Source organism: Eubacterium sp. AF19-12LB (genome assembly GCF_003479125.1).
GTDB classification, from domain to species: Bacteria; Bacillota; Clostridia; order Lachnospirales; family Lachnospiraceae; genus Eubacterium_U; species Eubacterium_U album.
On record NZ_QUGP01000008.1, the window covers coordinates 15746 to 39198 of the forward strand.

Below are 23453 nucleotides of genomic sequence, written 5' to 3' on the forward strand. Positions count from 1 at the left end.
AAAAAATCCTTTAAGTATAGGTTGTGCCATTTTAGAAAAAATATCCATTTTCTAAGCAAATCACCTTAACTTAAAGGACTTTATGTTTTTGCAAATATTTTATTGTCGAGATATATTCAACTGATATGCAATCTATTGTTTATTTTGCTCTCAATTTTTTATATTATCCGTATTTGCATTTTTATTTCACTTACTGATATACAAAAATTATCTTATCAGATGTAAGGAAATTTATATCATATTCTATCTTTATTTCTTTTGCATCTTTAGGTACTTCAAAAAATATCTTTCCTTTTGTTTTTCTTCCCTTTGAAAGAGTTGCATCTAAACTTTCCTGATCAAAATCATAATATGATTTGCAATCATATCCATCTGCATAACACGAAAAATCACCTGTAGAAATGTATTCATTATCATCTGATATATTTTCAAATTCAAATGTAGCATATATTATTTTGTTTCCCTTTGCCGGTTCTGAATATTCACTATAATCAGTAAATTCACCACAATCCAAAAAAGAGACTTTCAAACTTTTAGTTTCAACTACATCACCTTTTGCAAACTCAGTCTGTACTGACTCTTCCTGTTTATCATTTTTAGAATCAGCATCGCCTTTATTTTCATCATTAGAATCTTTTTTGTCATCTGTCTGCGACACTTTTTTAGGATTTGAATCAGTTCCTGATTTATCTGAATCTTCTGAGTTTCCCCCTGCTGCTACAATTATAAGTACTACAATCACTATCGCTGCTATCCACCATTTTTTCTTCTTTTTCTCGCCTGCCATAATTTTCCTGGTATGATGTATTTAAATTTAAACACACCTATACTCTCCTCCTTCTAAAATGTTATATTTAACCGGATTAATTTTTGAAATCAAAATTTATTTCGTAAATACTGAAAATATAATCAATAAACTTATGACTACTTTAAGTTTCTGAAATCAATTTTTTTGCAAATCCGTGTCTAATTTACAACTATTTTATAAGATTTGTGGAAATATTTGGTATGCTGTCAGCATACAATTATTAAATTGTAAATTTGCATTAATTTATTAAATTTCGTGGATAGTTTTATATGTATATTTAATTGCAATTTGCAAACTAAGCAAACAAAACTAAGCTTAAAGTGACCTTACATTTATAACTTACAATTTATATAATTATCAATGCAACAACTATTAATAATACGAGAATTGTAACCGGATAAATTGCAAATCCAATCAATCTTATCAACATATTTTTTTCTTTTACAATCGGAAGTCTGTCTCTTATTCCTCTCCAATTAAAGTAAATTGCTACTGTAACTAATTCTGTTATCAGCATAATTATCCTGAACACTATATCTTCTTTTGTCTTAACAACCGGATTAGAACTACTTGACTCCATCGCCATTGCAAGACTAATCATACTTGCATATCCTGCCAATGCAATTAACATATTAGCAATCTTTCCGCCTCTAAATCCAGGTGGTAAAAATGACTGTTTTATTTTTTCATCAGTTTCATTACACTGAAGACTAATTCTTTCGCCCAATTTATTATTTAATGCCTGCTCTAACTTTTCTATATTTTTATACCTTTTTTCAGGATCTATAGATATACATTTATCTATTATTCTTTTAAGTTTCTTTGTTTCTTTATCAGGATACTCATCAACCATAAGTATATTTTTCATTAGCATTCCTATCGAATAAATATCTGACCTGCAATCCGTCTGTGCAAAACCACACTGTTCAGGTGATGCATATCCTTGTGTTCCCATTATTACTGTATCAACACTTTGATTTTCGTCATATTCCCTTGAAATGTTAAAATCTACAAGATATACGACATCATCATTTGAAACCATAATATTTGTTGGTTTTATGTCTCTGTGAATAATAGGCGGATTCATATTATGTAACTGTTTTAAAATATTACACAACTGTTCCATGATTTTTTTTACTGTTTCCACATCAGTTTTATTATATTTTTTGTCCAAAGTCAGTCCATGTATATATTCTTCTATAATAATAAGTTCTTTCTCATCTTCTATAATTTCATATACTTTTGGAATTCCTTTGATTTGCCTGTTTTTCAAAATTTTATATATTTCTATATTATAATTTTTCAAAGTCTTTTTAATGTATATTCCATCGTTTACAGTATTTTTTACTAATTTCACATTTTCATGTTTTCCCATATCGGACAGTTCTTCGTAAATTGACAAAATATATTTTTCTCTGTTAGTCATATTGATTTCCTCTTGCATTTTTAATAAACTGATGTAGTTAAGATTATACACTATTTTTGATTATCGTAAAAGAAAGGACGTTTTAATTTGAAAAAATCAGACATAAAGAATTTATCGGAAAAACCTACTGATGATCTTTTAAAGATATTAAAATCTGCTAACAATCAAAATGATTTAAAATCATATATTTCATCAAATTTAGATGAAGAACTGAGCCTTGACGAATATTTGGGAAATAAACTTACTGAGAAAGGGATTTCTAAAAGCCAGGCAATTAAGAATTCAAATCTCGATAGAACTTATGGTTATGAAATTTTTAAAGGTCAAAAGGTTATCGGACGTGAAAAACTAATCGCACTTTGCATTGGAATAGGTCTGAATCTTACTGAAACGCAGCGTGCTCTTACTATTGGCAAACAAAAAATCTTATATGCAAAGGATGCAAGAGATTCTATAATTATTTTTTCCATCAATAATAATTACTCAATCATGGAAACAAATGAATTATTGTTTGAAGAGAATTTTGAACCTATAAAATAATAGTTACAGAAACGGTTCTAAACTTTACTCAAGACCTGATAAATAGCGCAGAAAGCAATATAATACACAAGACTCCCAACCTGTTACGGCTGAGAGTCTTTGTGTTGTTATTATATATACATAATTCCTACTGGAATAATGGAGTTGAATAGTATCTATCACCACTATCAGGTAATAGAACTACAACATTCTTTCCTTTGTATTCAGGACGTTTTGCTACCTGAACTGCTGCATAAAGTGCTGCTCCTGATGAAATACCTACTAATACACCTTCTTTAGCTGCAATTTTCTTTCCATATTCAAATGCAACTTCATTTGGTACTGCAATAATTTCATCATATACTTTTGTATTCAATGTATTTGGTACAAATCCTGCTCCAATACCCTGAATCTTATGTGGTCCTGATTCACCTTTAGATAAAACAGGTGATGTTTCCGGTTCTACAGCTACTATCTTAACGTTAGGGTTCTGTTTCTTTAAATATTCGCCTACACCTGTAATTGTTCCACCTGTACCTACACCTGCAACAAATACATCTACGTTTCCATCTGTATCTTCCCAGATTTCAGGTCCTGTTGTTTTTCTATGTGCTTCAGGGTTAGCCTGATTTTCAAACTGTGCCGGAATAAAGCTGTTTTCGATTTCTTCTGCTAATTCATTTGCCTTAGCTATAGCACCTTTCATTCCCTTAGCGCCATCTGTAAGAACAATCTCAGCTCCATATGCTTTAATAATGTTACGTCTTTCAATACTCATTGTCTCAGGCATTACGATAATGCTCTTATATCCTTTAGTTGTTGCAATTGCAGCTAAGCCGATACCTGTATTACCTGATGTTGGTTCAATAATTGTTGAACCTGGTTTTAATTTTCCTGTACGTTCAGCGTCTTCAATCATTTCTTTTGCAATTCTATCCTTTACGCTTCCTGCCGGATTGAAGTATTCAAGTTTTGCCAAAATCTTTGCTTCAACACCTTCAGTTTCTTCAATCTGTGTAAATTCAACTAATGGTGTATTTCCAACTAATTCTAAAGTTCCCTTATATATCTTTCCCATAATAATCCTTCTTTCTTTTCTTGCGGGTTCCGTTGTCTTTTTACGCTTAATGCGGGTTTTGCGGGTTCCGTTTTATTTTTATTACAAATTTTATTATACTACAATATTTTTCAATTCATATATTATATTATATATATTGGTATCAAAATTCTCCAACTTTGATGCCTCCGGATTGTTCCGTGCTACGCACTCCCACAATCCTACCCAATATTCGCATATCGTGGGTATCATTATTTCACTGCTTTAAATGCTTCTTCTAAATCTTCAATAATATCATCGATATTTTCTGTACCGATTGATAATCTGATTGTGTTTGGTTTGATTCCTGAACCCAAAAGTTCTTCTTCTGTCATTTGTGAATGAGTTGTTGATGCAGGATGAATAACTAATGATTTAACATCTGCTACATTTGCCAACAATGAGAATAATTCAAGATTATCAATGAAATCTTTTGCCTTCTGTGCATCACCTTTAATTTCAAATGTAAAGATTGAGCCACCACCATTAGGGAAGTATTTCTTGTAAAGTGCCTGCTGTTCAGGGTCCTTTGATACTGATGGATGATTTACATTTTCAACCTGTGGATGATTATTCAAATATTCTACAACCTTTAATGCATTCTGAACATGTCTTTCAACTCTAAGTGATAATGTTTCTAATCCCTGTAAGAAAATAAATGCATGAAATGGTGAAATTGTTGCACCTGTATCACGAAGTAAAATAGCTCTGATTTTTGTTACAAATGCTGCAGGTCCTACTGCCTTTGTAAAGCTTACACCATGATAACTTGGATTTGGTTCAACTAATGAAGCAAACTTTCCTGATGCTTCCCAATCAAATTTACCGCTATCAACGATTACACCACCGATTGTTGTTCCATGTCCGCCGATGAATTTTGTTGCTGAATGAACAACGATGTCTGCACCATATTCAATTGGTCTTACAAGATATGGTGTTGCAAATGTATTATCGATTACTAATGGAATCTTATGTGCATGTGCAATATTTGCAATCTTTTCAATATCTACTACGTCTGAATTTGGATTTCCAAGTGTTTCAATAAATACAGCTTTTGTATTTTCCTTAATTGCTGATTCAATTTCTTCATAATTAAATGGATCAACAAATGTTGTTGTAATTCCGTATGATGGAAGTGTGTGTGCTAAAAGGTTGTATGTACCACCATAAATATTCTTTGCTGCAACGATGTGGTCACCGTTCTGTGCAAGGTTTTCAATTGTATATGAAATTGCTGCTGAACCTGATGCAACTGCTAATGCTGCTACACCACCTTCAAGTGCTGCAATCCTCTGTTCAAAAACATCTTCTGTAGGATTTGTAAGTCTTCCGTAAATATTTCCTGCATCTGTTAATCCAAATCTTGCCGCTGCATGGTCGCAATTTTTAAATACATATGATGATGTCTGATAAATTGGAACTGCTCTTGCATCTGTAACCGGATCCGGATTTTCCTGTCCTACGTGTAACTGTAATGTTTCAAATTTTAAATTTCTTTCTGCTCTTGTTTTCTTTGCCATAATGTTTACTCCTTATCTTTCCTCAAGTATTAATTATGTATACTACTTCCCAAATAATTTTCTCTACTTAATAACAACAGCACATTCGATCATCTTTTGGAATATAGTATGTTCCTTGTACAAAACTTACCATGTTTTATCCTCGCTTTCAATTTCATAGTTTTCATAGTAGAACGCTATGATTTATCAACTGATGCTATAATATCCTACTTTTCATAGTATGTCAATAGGAATTAAGGTTTTTTTTAAATTCTTTTTATATAAAATTAATTACGGATGACTCTCAAATTTTGAAAATCATCCGTAATTATACTTTTTCATTTTAAATTTTATTCATTTTGCTATAAATTTTTACGGATAACTCTGCGATACGCACTATGTTTCCGTAATATTCCACTATCGCTTACTCATCAATTGCATCTGTATTTGGAATGTCTACACATTCAGGATTCTTTACTGTTCCTTTTGCCCATGCGCTTCCAACATCACAACGGCCATGATGATGAACTTCTCTTACTTCACCGTCTTTTACGCCATCAGATACATTTAAATTAATTCTGCTTGTCCCTGCTGCTACTTTTCCATCTAACATATTAATAATATTTTCAATATCTTTTTCGCTTGCCATATTTTTTTCCTCCAAATAAAATCTTTCACTTTACTTAATTACTCCACCGCAATACACATAATCATCCATGTAAAATACTGCTGCCTGTCCCGGCGTTACAGCTCTTTGCGGCTCGTCAAATGTGCATTTAATTGTATTTTGATCTATTGCTTCAACAACACATGGTGCTCCTTTATGAGAGTATCGAATTTTTCCTACAAGTCTCACCGGTTCATTAATTGATTCAACTGCCATATAATTTACATTCTCCACAATCACTTCTTTTGTAAATAATGCATCATTTTCACATAAAACGATTTCGTTTGTGTCCGCTTTGATTTCTTTTACAAACATCGGCTTACCAAATGTTACACCTAATCCTTTTCGCTGCCCTATCGTGTAATGCGTTATTCCTTTATGTTTACCTACAACTTCGCCATCTTCTAATATAAAATTCCCGGGCATACATTTAATATCTGACTCCTCTTCTATAAATGAAGCATAATCATGGTCCGGCACAAAGCAAATATCCTGGCTGTCAGGTTTGCTTGCCACTTCCAAACCAACCTTCTCTGCTATTTTTCTAATTTCATCTTTTGTGTATTCTCCTACAGGCATTAACGTATGAGCTAACTGTTCTTGAGTTAAATTGTATAAAGCATATGTCTGGTCTTTTTCGACTGTTACTGAATTTCTGATTGTATATCTGCCATTTTCCAATTTTATAATTCTTGCATAATGACCTGTTGCGATATAATCTGCCCCTATTTCCATGGAGCGCTTTAAAAGCGACTCCCACTTTACATAACGGTTGCAGGCAATACATGGATTTGGTGTTCTTCCATGCAAATATTCATCTACAAAATAATCTATAACATACTTTTTAAAATCAGTTTTAAAATTCATTACATAATATGGAATATCAAGTCTGAAAGCTACCCTTCTTGCATCATCAACTGCTGACCAGCCACAACATCCACCTTCATGTTCCATTGTTATATTATCTTCATCCTGCCATATCTGCATTGTTGCTCCCATAACATCATATCCCTGCTCTTTAAGCAAATATGCTGCCACCGATGAATCAACACCGCCAGACATACCAACGACTACTTTTTCTGCCATAAAACTCTTATCGTTCCTTTCATTTTAAAATTACAAAAATTTTATTTTTCTTTTTTAGATATACTTTTTATATCCACATCATTTTATCATTATAAATGAAAAAAAGCGAGAGGTTAGTGAAGCAAACTATAAAGTTAACATCTTTTAACAATTATAATTTACAAAAACCTCTCACTTTTATAAATCCCAGGGTCCTATTTCAATTTTTGTAGTTTAATATTCTTCTTCCTCTTCTTTTTCACTAATGTCATTAACCGGCTTTTCAAGACCTTCAATCTTAATATTATGCTTTTCTGCATAATCCCATAATGCTGCGTGAATTGCCTCTTCTGCTAACAATGAACAATGTACTTTTACAGGTGGAAGTCCGTCTAATGCTTCCATAACTGCTTTGTTTGTTACCTCCAAAGCCTGCTGTATTGTTTTTCCTTTTACAAGCTCAGTTGCCATACTACTAGTTGCAACTGCTGCTCCACATCCAAATGTCTTAAACTTAACATCATGAATTATTCCATTATCATCAATATCTAAATACATTCTCATAATATCGCCACATTTAGCATTTCCAACTGTACCAACACCACTTGCGTTTTCTATTTCGCCGACGTTTCTTGGATTCATAAAATGATCCATAACTTTTTCACTGTACATAGTTTATCCTCCTTCTTTGAAATTTAAAATATTATTTATGTTTTGCTACGTAATCTGCATACAATGGTGACATTGCTCTTAATCTTTCTATAATCTGTTTCAAATTATCAATTACAAAATCTATTTCTTCTTTTGTGTTTTCCTCACTAATTGTAAGTCTGATTGAACCATGTGCAATTTCGTGTGGAAGACCAATAGCAAGCAATACATGTGAAGGGTCTAATGAACCTGATGTGCAGGCTGAACCACTTGATGCACATACGCCCTTTTGGTCTAATAATATTAACATTGATTCACCTTCTATGAATCTGAAACAGAAATTCATATTATTAGGAAGACGTTTTTTTCTGTCTCCGTTTAATCTTGTAAATGGAATTTCATTTAAAATTCTATCAATTGCATAATCTCTTAATTTTGTTTCGTACTCACTTCTTTCTTTAAGTGTGTCTCTTGCAATTTCAGTTGCTTTCTTTATTCCGACAATTCCAGGTACATTTAGTGTTCCGGCTCTTCTCTTTCTTTCCTGAGCTCCGCCATGAATAAATGAACCGATCTTTACACCTGTTCTGATGTATAAAAATCCTATTCCTTTAGGGCCATTAAATTTGTGACCACTAACACTTAGCATATCAATATTTGCTTCATCTACATCAATTGCAATATGTCCGTAAGCCTGTACAGCATCTGTATGGAATAAAATTCCGTGTTCTTTTGCAATTGCACCAATTTCTTTTATTGGTTCGATTGTACCAATTTCATTATTTGCTGTCATAATTGATATTAAAATAGTGTCCGGTCTGATTGATGCCTTTAACTGCTCTAAATCAACAATACCATTTTCATCTACATCAAGATATGTTACTTCAAACCCTCTTCTTTCAAGATATTCACATGTATGAAGAATTGCATGATGCTCAATCTTCGATGTAATAATATGTTTTCCTTTATTCGCATAAGCTTCTGCTGTTGCTTTTAATGCCCAGTTGTCAGATTCACTTCCACCTGCAGTAAAATAAATTTCCTGCGGTTTTGCATTTATAAAATCAGAAATTGTAACTCTTGCCTGATCTACAACCTTCTTAGCGTCATTTACAAATGAATACACAGAAGATGGATTTCCATACTGTACCAAAAAATATGGTTTCATTTCTTCAAATACTTCAGGCAACACTCTTGTAGTTGCTGCATTATCCATGTATATGGTCTTGTTCATAACAGATACCTTACCTTTCCACAAACTTAAATCTATTGTTTTATTGTATATATTCCTAGTAAATTGATATGATTTACACTATGCATTATAACACGTTAATTCCTATTGTCAAGGTATGATTTGTAATACCTGGCATAGGTATATAAATTTTGGTTTCAAAGCGTGTTTGCAGCAATTGTTAGAATTGAATATCTCACGAAATATATTTTATTCTCAATATTGCTTTTTCTTATAACGCACAATGCCAGAGTCAAAAGCCCGAAACTACAATGTTCTTATTCAAAACTAGTTTACGGCTTAGCGACTCTGGCATTAAATATATTTCTTATTATTTGTAAGTTTTAATTAAAATATGCACTGTTTTTAATATTCTTATGCATAATGATATCTTCTCTTCTATTTTTTAATTCATCACATTATGCAATGTAATAATACACATATTCACCTACTTCACCTTCACGTTTTACATATTTATTTTCCATTTGCAATATATTTTTTATTTATTATTTTTACAATTTAATTGTAGTATTTTGTGAATAAATATATGCCTTTTATTTGTTATACAACTGAAAATCGTATAATCTTAGTGTTCCGACTCCGTCATCTGGTGTGAACACCTTAATCATTACATAACGTGCCTTCTGATTTCCTATGTTAAATGAAGCTACTGCTGAGTTATTGGATGCCTGATAATCTACTGATGTCCAATCATTATTATTGTTGGATATAAGTACCTCCCACTCTGTGGCATTTCCAAATCCTTCTTTGCTTTTTGTATTATAAATTGTATATGTATTAAATTCCTGCTCTTTTCCAAGGTCAATTTTTACCCAATGTTTTACTCCATTTAAGCTGTATTCTCCACTTGTTACATTTGAGCTTGTTGCGCACCACTTTGTATCCAGTTTACCGTCAATTAACTTATCAGCACTTTCATTGTCATTTGTATAACCTGAACATTCATAAACTTTTCCATTAAGACAAAGATTTGTTCCATCCGAAACTGTATTATTTAACTGTGCTGCTGTTTTGTTTCCATGTATTTTTTCTCCTACCATTGGATATTCAGGATTTGCAATTCCATCTATGTTTTCTGTTACCCAGTTATCTTCATAATTAGCAAATCCCTTAAATGTCCACGTTCCAGCCTTTAATTCCTCTACATATTTCTTTCTCAAGGATTCTATGCAGTCATATCCTGTAATCTGTTTTACAACATTGTTAAATGGTGTTGTTGTATCATATGGGTCATCTGTGTATGTTTTTCCTGTGTTGTTATCTTTGATAAGTTTATTAATACTATCAATTAATCCATATTTCAATGTTCCATCCGCATTTTTTCTCGTTGGGTATCTTGAATCCATATATGCAAAGAACCATTTGTTATTTCCGTATTGTTCGTATCCCCAATCCTGAAGAGTCTCATCTGTTGCTTCATACACTTGTACATACTTTGGATTTGACCAATGGAAATATCTAAATCCTCCGTAATTTGCCATGTTTTCCGTCCACCATGCAACATCATCTCCGTAATTCAATTTGCCACTGTATTGCTGAACTGAATGCGTAATTTCATGGGAAAAGAATCCAATGTCTGTTGGATGACTGTTAGCATATTTTGTTGATACACATACAGTTGTTCCCTGACAATATGCCACTCCACTATAATTTTTGTCTGCCTTAAATGTTATCGTTGTCGGTTCTGTTCCGTTTCCCCATCTCTGATATAATCTTGGGTAACTGTTATAAAACAATTTTGTAAGTTCTTCCAAATATCCGTCAACCGTCACATCATTCCAATCACCTGTAAATAAAATATCATATTTACTTGGGCTTACAGTTGCACCTCTAAGTGCTATTTCCGAAAGTTGAATAGAATTACCATAAGACGCCTTGACATCCATCTTGTAATATTTATATGAACCTGTCTTATCTACTGCATAATTGTATGTCTTATAATTTTCATCTTCCATACCACTTTCATTTACAACATCAATTTTTTCCCAGTTATAACCATCTTTCGAGCCGTATAAAATCCATGACTTTGGATTTCTTCCTTTGTATGTTGCATTGTCATTTGCTGTTGTAAGACTATAACTATATAATATAGTTTCCTGCTTCATTTTCCATGCAATACTAAAATTACCAGAAAATTCAAATAACTTTGTTGTTATATCGCTGTCAAATATGTTCGCCGGAATTTCATTTCCATTTCCTTTTGCAGTTGTCTGTTCATTATAAACGCTTTCGAAATAAGTCATTAAATCATCACCCATTTCATCAGTTACATCTGCTATATCTCCATGCAATGAAATCTCTGCTAACTGAAATCCATAGTAATTAGTTCCATTACCTTCAAACTGAATTAAAAAGTACTGAAAACTTTTTTGTACATCTGTTTCATATGTATATGTTTCTAAATTTTTAGCTTCAATTCCACTATCTGTCACAGTATCAATTTGTGTCCATGAAGTTCCATTATTTGAGCCATATAAATGCCATACTTTTGGATTTCTGTATGAATAAGCTGCACTATCATTTGCTGTTGTAAGTGTATATTTTTTAAGTACTATTGGTTTTTCCATCTGCCATGCAATACGCAATGGGAATCCATTTAATGTACACATTTTTGTATTTATATTTCCGTCAAATAGTTTTTCCACTCCTTCATTTGCACTTGTAGAAACTTTTGTTGAGCTTGCAGCATCAACCTGACTAATATATGAATCTACATTTATATTCTTTGGATGTTCTTCTGTTTCAGCTTCCTCATGAAATTCTGTAGTTACTTCTTGTAGTTTTGTTGTTTCTTCTATTTTCGTAGTTGTCTCTTCCGGTCTTGTTTCCGGTGCCTTTGTTGTTTCTTTGATCTTTGTAGTTGTTTCTTCCTGCGTTGTTGTCTCTGGTGCCTTTGTTGTTTCTTTAATCTTTGTAGTTGTTTCTTCCTGCGTTGTTGTCTCTTTAATTTCCGTCGTAACTGGTACAATAGTGCTTTCTATTATTGATTCTGATTCTTCTGTTACTATAGGATAATCTTCCTCTTTAGTCGTAATTTCTTCTCTATTTTCCTTTGATGTAACCGGAATGTTTTCCTTTTCTGTTTGGTTTTCTTTGTCCTTTGATGTTACTTCCACTGTTGATGATTCTACAGATTTTGTTGTGAAAACAGAACTACCTTCTCCTGATTTATTTACAGTCTCCTCATTCGCTTTTAATTTTACCTTTAATGTAAATTTTTTATTACCATATATTGCTTTAATCTTAGCATTTCCGACTTTTCTTCCTTTAATTACAATTTTTTGTTTATATTTTCCCTTCTTTTTAATTGAAACATTCTTCTTGCCATATACAATTTTCCATACTACTCTGTGCTTTACTTTCTTTAAAATAATAGTTTTCTTTTTTCCTACTGATACTGTAACTGTTTTTTTATTAAGTTTAACTTTGCCTGTAGCTGCATTAACCGGTATTACACTATCAGGCACTAAACTTACTGTTAAAACTAATGCAAGAATAATTGCCAGCCCCTTTTTTACCAACTCATTATTTTTTTTCATGAAACCTCCTGCTTTTCCTTTTGCCTTTTCTAAATTTTAAAATTAAATCTATTTTAACATTATAAAGAATTGCATTCAATTTTGTTCATTTCATATTTTTTACTTTTTTTTCATTATTTTTACTATTTTCATATAGTACTTTGTCTTTTTATATCAAAATAACTTTATACTTTTATTAATTTCAAAAAATAGGCCGTCACTAAGTGAACAGCCTATTTTTAATCAAGTTCCATTATTCTGATATTTTTTCCAGTATTTTACCTATATCATATTTAGGCACCGTCTCTTCTGCTAATTTTTTTATTTTAGCAACCGCATCAACGCTCTCTTCAAGTTGCTGTGCTATCTGCTCACAACTTTCACCTTTGCTTAATTTTTTGCATACCAATGATATTAAAAATTCTTCCATACCAGCTTGTCTGCCAACACGTCTGCCTTCTTCTATTCCTGCCCTCATTCCTTCTTTCATACCCTCTTCACGTGCTAACTCTTTCTCATCCTCAAGCCATTCACTCAAACGCATATACTCCGTCCTCCATTCTGTACTTGATTTTATTCGTTCCACTTCTGATTTTAATATAACAGAAAACGAGTCATCAGTAAACTGGCTTCTAACTGCCCTAAGAAAAATTTTACAGTCCTCACTAATGTTTCCCATTTTTCCTTTTGTATTCATAAAAATGGTTGTTCTTCCCTCATTTAGATATAATCCTTCAACTTCTTCACATTTACTTGTAAATGTATACTTATATTGTTCTTCTCCAAACAAATCAAAATCACATATAAATATTACATATGTGTTGTTTAAATTCTTATATCTACAACCTTTCTCAAGTAAATCCAAATCTATCAAATCATGATAATATCTGCTTCTTTTTTTCAGATTATCTATATTTAGATTCTGCATTTCCACGCTATACACAGCGTCTTCACCTTTGATATATGCATCTAATCTTATGCCTTTAGCATCACTTCTTATAGATATGGTTTTTTCGTAATCTTTATACTCAACCTTCGAAACCTCAACACCAATTATTTCAGTTAGAATCTTCGTGCATAATCTTTCATTCATCATTGCTTTCTGAAAAATAAAATTATCAGAAAGACCTAATTGTTCCCACTTTTGCAAAAATACTCCTTCCATATTCCGGCCGAACTTTTAATTTTTATTGGAATATTCTATATTCAAAGTGTAACATTATTATTCAAATTGTGCAACATCTATATTATGTGATATTTTGTTGAATTTTCCCTATGCAAATGGCATTTTTTCATCATTTAATTTACGTGATAATATTGCTGTGAAATATTTTAATAATCTGTTTCTTCTCTCAGTAAAAAATTCTTCAACCGGAACTCTATATTTCACACTACCTCCCTCGCTTTTAGAATATCTATCATCCTGCAATAATTCTCTTACTTCTTCAATCATCCAATGATGTGGACTCATATTGTCGTAAAATTCTAACGCCATTTCTAATGGTCTATTATCCTTATTATTATTATCTTTACTATCAAGAATCATAAAATTGCCTATTGTATCAGTATATACGTTTCGTTGCTCACCTATATTTTTAGGTTTAAAATATTTTTCCTCTGCACTATGATTTATATTATCTGCCTCCATATGGTCTAATTGAATATCTGGGGTTCTAAAACTCCTGCCTGTTGCTAGTAATTCTAAATAATTATCTCTTTTTTCTGTGTTAAATAAATTAATAAATAAAACCTTTGCCTTTAAATCACTATCACCTTTCCCATATTTCCATGCATTAATCCATTTCAGAAATTCTTCTTTCATTGAATTCATTATTTCTAAAGAAATTGTATATGAAAATTCTTGTCTATTCACATTATTTAAAGATATTATTTTTTTAGCTTCCTGTCGAGGCATATCTGCGGATGGACAAAGTAATGCAAATCTCCATAATTCAAAAGCTATTTCATGTATTTTAATAAATTTTTCATTATTATTTTTATAATCTTTTATTATTTCATCTACATACTTACCAAATTCATCTATATTTATAGCTCCATCTGTTCCAGTATGATTATCAATATACTGTTTTACAATAACATTTATGAGTGCTGATAAAACACCATATTGCTTTAAAGCATTTAATAAGTGAAAAGTTTTGTATGTTATTGATTTTTCTACACTTATTTCTGCTTCCACACACTTCATATTTTTGTGTTGATAAGCTAATTCAACATTTTCCAATAAAATTGCAATCATCTGATATACACCTATATCATTTTTGATATCTACTGAATTATATTCGTTTTTGTTATTAAGATATTTATTTTCCAGAACCTCTCTATATCTTTCGCTATCATTGTATTTCAATGCATCATCAGCTGTAAAAAATACTGCTGCAAAATAAGATATCATCTTAGCTCTGTCTTTTCCTGTAATTGGAGTAAATACTTTTTCAACCCAAATTTCATCCACTTCTTCTATACACTCATCAACTGTATCATCATCTTCCTTTGTATGGTGACAATACCATTTATAAAACAAGTTTTTAATTAAATCTAAATCCTCTATATCTAAAGCTCTATCATTTAAAACCTCAAATAACGTATATGCATCATTTTCATTCCCTGTAATTATTACACAAAATTTAATATGTTCTAACATACTGTCGATTTCAGAAATTAATTCATTTGTGTATTCAATTGGACTTTTGCCTTTTATGGAAATTATATTACACAATCCATTAAACTCATATTTCATAGCATCTATATACTGTTTTACCAATTCATCCTCTTTTTGTTTAGCTACTCTACATTTAGGATTATGAACATCTGTTAAAAATATCACAAAGCTACTTAATGCTTCCTTCAACTTTTCATTGTATGATTCTCTATTATATTTTAACGACAAATCACATTTCTTCAATAATTTTTTTTGTTCAATATAATACTTATCAGCATATTCCATTTCGTCTGTTAAGTTTTTTTCAGGTAAGAAAACTGCTTTCTGATAATTTTCAAGTAAAATATCAAAAAGATTGTCCCCTTGCTCTTCTTCTGAAACTTTTTCTATTATCTCTGTATGAACTTTTTTCAAGCTTTCTTCTATTTTACTGCCAAAAAGTATATTACATATTTCTTCCAACTTTTGCAGAGCTGTATCTAATTTAGCAATTCTTTTTTTACTAAGCAATTCTTCTACATAAGCTCTCTGTAACAAAAATTCCAAATATGTAAATAAAAACATAGTTGTTATTCTTTGTTGCCCATCTATGACATCATGATTTTTTTCTGCTGAAACTACCATAACTGCTGATCCAACAAAGTATTCCTTTTTCCCTTTTTTCCCATCTTTTCCATTTTCTTCATTTTTCTTAAAATCATTAATTAAATTTTTTATATTATCTTCTCCCCATTTATAAGGTCTTTGATAATAAGGGATATTAACTCTCATAGGAACATTTTCCTTACTTCCCATTTCACTACATAAATTTTTTACATTACGTATTTCGGCTCCTTTTAAATCCATAGTTTTTTCCTCACACTTTCATTTGTTTTTACTACTTACTAACCTTCGTCAATTTCTTCCACTGCCATAATCAGCCTGTCCACATCATCTTTAGTGGTATATCTTCCAAGGCTTGCCCTAACCACACCTACATAATCTGTGTCTGCCAAATATTCATGTACAAGTGGTGCACAATGATACCCTGTTCTAACGGCAATGCTGTAATCTTCATCAAGAATCATTCCTACATCTGACGCTTTATAACCTTTTATATTAAATGCCACAATTCCTACATGTGCATCTTTAGGTGGCAAATACATAACTACATTTCTATTTTTATTTAATTCAGAAATAAGATAATCCGTGAGTCCCTTCTCGTGTTTAAAATAATCTACACTTTCTTCTTTAATAACATCTGCTGCAGCATTTAGTCCTGCAACTGCAACTATATTTGGACTCGATGGTTCAAACATTCCCGGAATTGATGACGGCATATTCAAATTGAGTGAATCACTACCTGTTCCTCCTGCAATAAAAGGATTAATTTTTTCTCCTTTTCTCATATAAAATCCACCTATTCCAAATGGTCCGTACATATTTTTATGACCCGCAAACACAACAAAATCCGCCTGCATATTAATCAAATCTATATCAATTAATCCTAGCGATTGTGAAGCATCTATAATCACTTTACAATTGTATTTTTTTGCAATTTTCACAATCTGTTTTACCGGTAAAATATATCCTGTAACATTACTTATATGTGTTATAAACAACTTTGTCGGATTACTAACAGAAAATAAATATTCCATTTTTTCCAAATCAATTGTCATATTTTCTCTAATAACAGGTAATTGCTTAATTTCAAATTTATTTTCATCCTGGGCTTTTTTGAGCGGTCTCATTACTGCATTATGCTCAAATGGAGAAACAAAACATATGTCATTTTCACTCCAGTCAAGACCACCTATAATCATGTTAAGTGCAATTGTTGCTGAAGGTGCAAATATAACATCAGCTACCTGTTCTCCATTAACAAGACTTAGCATTTTTGTCCTTGTTTCATCTATTAAACCTGTAGCTTTCTTAGCCAAATCATACGAGCCTCGTCCGGCATTTACAGCCAGATTTCTATTTACATCATCCATTGCCTGATATACTTTTTCAGGTTTAGGAAATGTTGTTGCCCCATTATCCAAATAAATTAATTTCATTTGCTTAATAAATCCTCCAATGCCTTTGCAAGTACCGAAACTTTTTGATTAAGTTCCAACGTATCCCCAAATTCTTCTAATGCTTCTTCAATAGCATTTTGTAAAAAGTAACTTGTGCTGTCGTCATCATCAGTCTCATAAAATCTTTCTATCTTATTTCCACCATTTTCAATATAAATTCTGTTTTCGCCTGAGCCTGATTCATTATTTTCCTTTACTGCCTCAACGCTCGCCTTTACTCTCGCCAATTCATCCATAAATTGTTCAAAAGAATCATTCTTCCAGTCATTTATATAAATTCCGGAAATTATCTTGCACACTCTAGATACGATTTCTAATTCGTCATTAGTTTTTAGCTGTCCGATATAAGTCATAAAACCTGTTATATTTTCTGAAAAAATATGTGACTTTGCTTTTTCACTTTGCTCTACATACCATGTTTTTAGACATTCACCAAGACTGTCATTTGCTTTTTCGCCAAAAACCTTCTTTATATCTGTTGCAGTTTTTATTTTTGTAAAATACAGATTTTCACTCATGCATTTCTTTATTTTCAAAACTTCCTGTGTGCATTTTTCATATGCATTATCATCAATATTTCCATAAATTGCTTCCGGTATTTTCTCAAATAAGACTTCTCTTGGATTTAACTCTATCCCTTTAAAAATCTTTCTGAATTTCTTTATTTTTTCAAATGTTTCCTCTTCTATATATCCCTTTTCTTTTTTATTGAAAATTTGTTTTGTAAATGTAAGAGTATACTGGTCTATAGACCTGTACCATCTGTGCATACTTTCAACAATATTGCTTAATCTCTGCATCTTAGACTGTTTCTTTTTCTTTATTTCCTCAGTAATAAAGTTTTCTTCTAAAATATTGAGATACTTTTCCTTTTCCATATTTTCTTTTTCAATGAATAGGAAATATTCTTCCGGCTTTTCATTTATGTTATTTAGTATTTCGCTTGATATATCAACTTCTTTATCTCGAAGATAAATAATTGGTGTATCCTGTAAACCTACAATTTCATTTGCAAGAAAAATAGGTATTACTCCCTTTCTTACACCAAATTTTTCTCCCATTATTTTTGAATACAACTCATCAAAAGATGTTTTTTTACCGGCACATTTACCTATAAAATCTCTTATCTCTTTTAAAATTTTCTCGCATCCTGCCTCATATTCATTATTGTCCATTATCCCTGTATGAACTAATGTTGCCCTGAAAATAGTTGATTCTGAACTTGTCCCTTTTTCAAATCCCGATAAATCTTCTTCTCCAAGAATAGCATCAATTATCTGATTTCTTGCTTTTTTAATCTGCGCTGAAACATTCTGTCTGTTTATCAGCTCGTTATTAATTTTAGGAGCATTTTCGTAATACGAAGAACATATATCGCTTAAAAATCTGTTAAAATTTTTTTCTGATTCAAATTTTAATTTTTCACTATCACGTCCACTGTAAAAGCAAATATCATTTCCATTTTCAGGCATATAAAGACTTTCAAGTTCTCCATTAATTTCAAAAATTAAATCATCTCTATATAATTCGAGTTCCTGTTGTAAAACTTTATTTTCATCTATAAAATTCTTATCTTTAAGCAATGCCTTTACGGCTTTTAATTTTCTGATGCTTTGCTGCTGTCCAAATGCTTTTTTAGGATAAATTACTACTATTCTTTCATCCTTAAGCTTATCTGTATGCGACTTTACTTCATTTGCATCATTTTCTTTTAACATTACAATGCATACAATTAATCCGTCAGCTTTATATGTATCAAACAAATAGTTTGAATTCTTTACACTAAGAAATTGTTCCTGTGTCATATACACATATTTAAAGAAACGTGTCATAGTGTATTCCCTGTTATATTTTTTAGGAAGTACATATTCTAATTCAGAAATATTTGCAAACTCTTCTGCCCAATTTAAGCTTAATGACTGCTTTTCAATCATCTGGTTCATATACTTATCCAAATTAATTCCAATATTATTTTTGAAAGTATATATTCCAAGTTTATTACGGTATTTTACAATTTCCTTGTTTTCTAATTTCTGCAAATATCCTGTAAAATCCTCTTTACTAAGTCCTGTAGCCAGACGAATTTCTTCTTTTTTTACCGGTACCTCTTCATTTTTATTAATCATATGAAGTATGGCTATAGCCTTAATTACTTTTTCCTCACCTAAAGATTCTGCCTTAGTCAAAGCATAATCTGCCTTTAGCCACTCATTGTGAATATTTGTAAGTGAAATACTTTCCTTAAATAAATTTTTAAAATAATCATAAATTACATCTACTGAAAGCAATTCATCTGCTCCGTTTTCAATTAAATTGACAAGGCTTCCCTTTTCGTCATTTGCCAAAAAAGTAAAAATGCTTCGCTCGTTTTGTGCTACTTTTTCACTTATATTAAGTAACGCATACGCTGTTAAAGGCAACATTGGGAATGCACCTTTTACAACTATCTGCTGATAATCGCTAAATTTAAACATACTTTGAAAACATGGTATTTTATAAGATTCTTTAATAATTTCACTATTATTTTCCTCTTTTAGCCATGCCTTATATTCTGTTCCTTTTTTCTTAATTACATGTTGCAAAAGTTCATAATTATTCTGAGCTGATACAATAAATCTTATTTCCTTTAATCTGCCTTCTACACCTTTAAATGCATTAATCATATCCTGAGGCAATGCATTTCCATACTCTTTTATACTTTTATGGGCAACAAATGTAATATGTATCTGTTGTTCTTTTGAATTATTTGCCAATTCACACATATCCTGAAGTATCTTCATATCATAGGCAAATGTTTCCCTTTCATGCCCTTCTATATATTTGCTGAATTCATCAAAAATAATATAAATGCCACCATATCCATGCTCTTTAAGTGCAATGCTTATTTCTCTATACAGTGTCATTGCATTGTCCTGAACCATCGGTCTGAATTCACTTCCTGCCGTCAATTCAGGGTATACTTTCTTAAAAATTTCTAACCCATTACGATTCATTGACTTAAGGCTTTTTTCTAATTCCTTAACGTTAGTTTCATAACCTGTTAAAATATTCTCAAATTCCTTATAGACTTTTTTATATTTATTTTTCCAATTTTCAATCACTTCAACAGCTTTGCTGTAATCACTATCAGGAGCAATGTCCATCAAATCATTTTTCTTTAAAGCCTCCATTAAGCCAAGTACAAACCCATGATTTAAATCCCTGTCCGTTCCTGAAATAATAACTGGCAAAAATGGCTTATATTCTTTATGAATAAGTCTTGCGTTATTGGCTGTCACATCTGATATTTTTTCTATTTTATTTAAAAGTTTTTCTGTTGTTTTATCTTCTGATTCTTTAAGAACAGCCAATAAAACCAACAATAAATGTGATTTGCCTTTTCCATATGGTCCAATAAGGATATTTGCCTTTTCTTTATTATTAATAACGTTCTCAAGAAATCCATTTAATATATTTATTGATGAACGTGTAGGTATATAACTGTTGAGTTTTTTTCTATTGTCTATATCCAGTTGTAAGTTTATTGAATTCTGAAATTTCTTGTCTATTTCAATAAAATCCTTTAATTGGCTCATATTATGCTCCTTCACAGTTTATCTTTAATTTTTCTCGTAATATTTTTCTACTATTTCATTTAATGGAATATTTTTCTTCAAATAAACCATATCAAGTCCTGCCGTTCTATTTACTGTTATGTAATTTAAAGCCGCAAGATTATCTAAATACTCATTTAATGCAATTCTTTTCAAATTCAAAACCCTGCCCGGGGACAATGGTGCATTTAACAATTCATCTATTCCAACAGAATCTTTGGATTTTTCTTCAAAATATTTCATCAATGCATATAAAAATACTTCGTTTATCAATACTTCTCTATCAGGCTGTGTTTTAAAATATCTATCCCTATCCTTCTTTATTAATCCTAATTTTGCAAATGGAGATATTTTCTTTTCTTCCGGATCATAATCTTCTATTCTTTCTTTCACATACATATTTAAAAGAACCGAAATATCATCTCTTAATGAACGCTCTGATATTTTCTTTCCTTCAGCTAATATTTGCATTTTTCCAAGAATAATATACTCAATTTCCTCTTTAGTGAATTCATCCATATTCGTCTCATTAAAAAATAAATACCATGTTGTTGCCATATCCTTATTAAATACAAGATTTATATGGTAAATCCACAATGCAAAACTATCCTCTAAATATTCGTCATTATCTTTTATTATCTTTGCAATATCAGTTAACTTTGCTCCGTTTTTAGGCGATTCCTCGATAAATTTCCCCGCTTTAAGCCAGTATCTGATAGCTTTCGCCATATTGCTTCCAACTCCTAAAGCATCTGCTCCATAGTTCTCAGAAAAAACTTTTCCATTGTCACTTACCGCTTTTAACCCTTTATCAAGCCAACCTTCACGTATTGTAAATGTTTCATGTCCCTTAAGTTTTATTGCCATATTTTTATCCTTTTTTCGTTGCTAATACTTTTCGCATATAACATCCTGCCGTGTAATGATTAACGCATTCTGCACATCTTACGCATTTATCATCCAAAATCTTATAATCAAGATTACCTTCCTTATCTTCTTTAATAACAATTGCATTATGCTTGCATATACTCTCACACGCCCTGCATCCCATACACATTTGATATTTAGTAATCTGACATTTAACTTTGTCTTCCGCTGCCTTAACACTTGCAGCACCATCTATTTTGTAATCGATTATCGTTACTTTTAACGTTGTACTTCCAATTCTTCCCTGAAGTTTAAGCACTAGTCTTCCATCTTTTCTCGTAACATAAACTTCTCCAAGTCGTTTATTTCCAAATTCAAAATTTAGATATCCAAATGGTTTAAACAATTCATACAATTGTTCTGAAATCGGTCTTTGCAGTTCATAATTAAATGCATTTTCTTCCAATGCACATGGTTCAAAAGAAACTGCTGTCTTTTTTGCATAATCTACGCCATTTCCACCCTGACGTGCTTTCCATTTGCCATCATCTACATATACTTCAGGGTCCGGTTTTCCAATCTGTTTTGCAAAATCAATTAGCATCTGCCTAAACCTTTCCGACTGTTGTGGCATATGAATTTTTGACAAAAATTCTGACCACCCACTGTTATTTGGGCAGCACCAGCATCCTACTCTTGCATATCCCAATCTGTACGCATAATTAAAATCTATTTTTGTTGTAAGCATATACAACCAGACATCAAAATCCATCCAGTCTATAATTGGGGATATTGTTATTTGCTTTGTAATTTTAGAGCCTTCTGTTTCTCTTTCGTATTTACTTCTACTGGCAGACTCACTTCGTCTTATTCCATAAAATGTTATTATTTTGTTTTTATTTCTAAATAAAGTCTTTATCTTTCTTTGTATCGCACCGGTTTTAAATATTGTGCAGCACCATCTCATTACTCTGCTTGGTGGTCCCACTAATTTACATAGTTCTTCAAAATCCTTATCCTTGTTTCTCGAAGATAAAACCGGAGTTTGGGGATGTTCTTTTTTAAACCTATCAACATATCTCATTGTTTCCGGAAATTCTAATGTAGTATCTCCAAATATGTGTAATATCTTTGGCTCACTTAACGCCCTCATAACTATATCTGATGTAACTGTGGAATCTTTTCCCCCTGAGAAAGATACAAACATATCTTTTGCCGTGTAATCTTTTGTAGAATTTTTAATGTAATCCACTGCTTCTCTTACAATGAATTCGTATCTGCTTCTGTTCGCCTGAACAAATTTATCTGCATATTGTTCAAAATATTCATAACTTATATTTTTTGATGCTTCTTCATATTTACTTCTAATATCATCAACATCTTTATTTTTTAATTCTTTAACTGAAAATTTAATTCGTTTACCATTAATTAAATATTTATTCCCGGAACAGTTCCATACTGAATCCTTCTCATATGTCCCAGGGATTTTATCTAATAAAATCTCTAAAAGCAGTCTTTCTTCCGGGAATACCGGTCTTATATCTGTTGTTATTCTTGTCCCTTTTCCACTACAACATTCGCACTCACTTTGAAATAGCGGAACCTTGCAATTATCACACCAGTAAATGTCTGATTTTTCTAATTCAGTTCTTTCTCCACACACCGGACATGTGCTGCTTTTTGTCTTTATATTGTCATTTCTACATACGTATTTAAGCACTTTATCACCTATCTCATATCCCTTGGGTTAGT

Annotated in this window: 16 protein-coding genes; 1 reads left to right on the forward strand and 15 read right to left on the reverse strand. The window is 31.5% G+C overall.

The genetic code is table 11. The annotated features are described in order from the left end of the window. Window positions 1-190: 190 nt before the first annotated feature. Window positions 191-787, reverse strand: a complete 597-nt coding sequence (locus DWX29_RS08920; protein WP_118565681.1) for a DUF4352 domain-containing protein — start codon at window positions 785-787, stop codon at window positions 191-193. 367 nt (window positions 788-1154) lie between these two features. After that, window positions 1155-2234: a serine/threonine-protein kinase gene (locus tag DWX29_RS08925; protein ID WP_158574528.1), complete on the reverse strand. Its 1080-nt coding sequence runs from the start codon at window positions 2232-2234 to the stop codon at window positions 1155-1157. Between the two features lie 87 nt (window positions 2235-2321). On the opposite strand from DWX29_RS08925, the gene DWX29_RS08930 reads away from it, so the two are divergent. Continuing rightward, window positions 2322-2774, forward strand: coding sequence for a hypothetical protein (locus DWX29_RS08930; protein WP_118565683.1), 453 nt, complete (start codon window positions 2322-2324; stop codon window positions 2772-2774). A gap of 127 nt (window positions 2775-2901) precedes the next feature. On the opposite strand, the gene cysK is transcribed toward DWX29_RS08930, so the two are convergent. The 13 genes from cysK to DWX29_RS08995 form a co-directional block, all read right to left on the reverse strand. After that, window positions 2902-3831 carry a cysteine synthase A gene (cysK, locus tag DWX29_RS08935; RefSeq protein ID WP_118565684.1) on the reverse strand — a complete coding sequence of 310 codons (930 nt, stop codon included), beginning with the start codon at window positions 3829-3831 and terminating at the stop codon, window positions 2902-2904. Between the two features lie 230 nt (window positions 3832-4061). Further along, window positions 4062-5369 (reverse strand): O-acetylhomoserine aminocarboxypropyltransferase/cysteine synthase family protein, encoded by a 1308-nt coding sequence (locus tag DWX29_RS08940; RefSeq protein ID WP_118565685.1) that lies wholly within the window; start codon window positions 5367-5369, stop codon window positions 4062-4064. Between the two features lie 403 nt (window positions 5370-5772). After that, complete coding sequence (locus DWX29_RS08945) at window positions 5773-5997, reverse strand: hypothetical protein (protein ID WP_022088439.1); 225 nt, start codon at window positions 5995-5997, stop codon at window positions 5773-5775. A 30-nt stretch (window positions 5998-6027) separates the two neighbouring features. Beyond that, a complete protein-coding gene (mnmA, locus tag DWX29_RS08950; RefSeq protein WP_118565686.1) occupies window positions 6028-7101 on the reverse strand; it encodes a tRNA 2-thiouridine(34) synthase MnmA in 1074 nt (357 codons plus the stop codon). 213 nt (window positions 7102-7314) lie between these two features. Next, window positions 7315-7752 carry a Fe-S cluster assembly scaffold protein NifU gene (gene nifU / locus DWX29_RS08955; protein ID WP_118565687.1) on the reverse strand — a complete coding sequence of 146 codons (438 nt, stop codon included), beginning with the start codon at window positions 7750-7752 and terminating at the stop codon, window positions 7315-7317. Between the two features lie 31 nt (window positions 7753-7783). Next, window positions 7784-8965: a cysteine desulfurase NifS gene (gene nifS / locus DWX29_RS08960; protein WP_118565688.1), complete on the reverse strand. Its 1182-nt coding sequence runs from the start codon at window positions 8963-8965 to the stop codon at window positions 7784-7786. Window positions 8966-9516: 551 nt separating this feature from the next. Further along, window positions 9517-12522 (reverse strand): discoidin domain-containing protein, encoded by a 3006-nt coding sequence (locus DWX29_RS08965; protein WP_118565689.1) that lies wholly within the window; start codon window positions 12520-12522, stop codon window positions 9517-9519. 232 nt (window positions 12523-12754) lie between these two features. After that, complete coding sequence (locus tag DWX29_RS08970; protein ID WP_022088444.1) at window positions 12755-13651, reverse strand: Rpn family recombination-promoting nuclease/putative transposase; 897 nt, start codon at window positions 13649-13651, stop codon at window positions 12755-12757. A 123-nt stretch (window positions 13652-13774) separates the two neighbouring features. Next, window positions 13775-16027 (reverse strand): DUF262 domain-containing protein, encoded by a 2253-nt coding sequence (locus DWX29_RS08975; RefSeq protein WP_022088445.1) that lies wholly within the window; start codon window positions 16025-16027, stop codon window positions 13775-13777. Window positions 16028-16065: 38 nt separating this feature from the next. Next, entirely contained in the window at window positions 16066-17220 is a 1155-nt protein-coding gene (locus DWX29_RS08980; protein ID WP_118565690.1) for an aminotransferase class V-fold PLP-dependent enzyme, read from the reverse strand. Further along, complete coding sequence (locus DWX29_RS08985) at window positions 17217-20816, reverse strand: hypothetical protein (protein WP_118565691.1); 3600 nt, start codon at window positions 20814-20816, stop codon at window positions 17217-17219. The genes DWX29_RS08980 and DWX29_RS08985 overlap by 4 nt, the downstream gene beginning before the upstream one ends. A gap of 24 nt (window positions 20817-20840) precedes the next feature. Next, window positions 20841-21701: a DUF4007 family protein gene (locus DWX29_RS08990; protein WP_118565692.1), complete on the reverse strand. Its 861-nt coding sequence runs from the start codon at window positions 21699-21701 to the stop codon at window positions 20841-20843. Between the two features lie 4 nt (window positions 21702-21705). Continuing rightward, window positions 21706-23421, reverse strand: a complete 1716-nt coding sequence (locus tag DWX29_RS08995) for a phosphoadenosine phosphosulfate reductase family protein (RefSeq protein WP_199522704.1) — start codon at window positions 23419-23421, stop codon at window positions 21706-21708. Window positions 23422-23453: the final 32 nt, after the last annotated feature.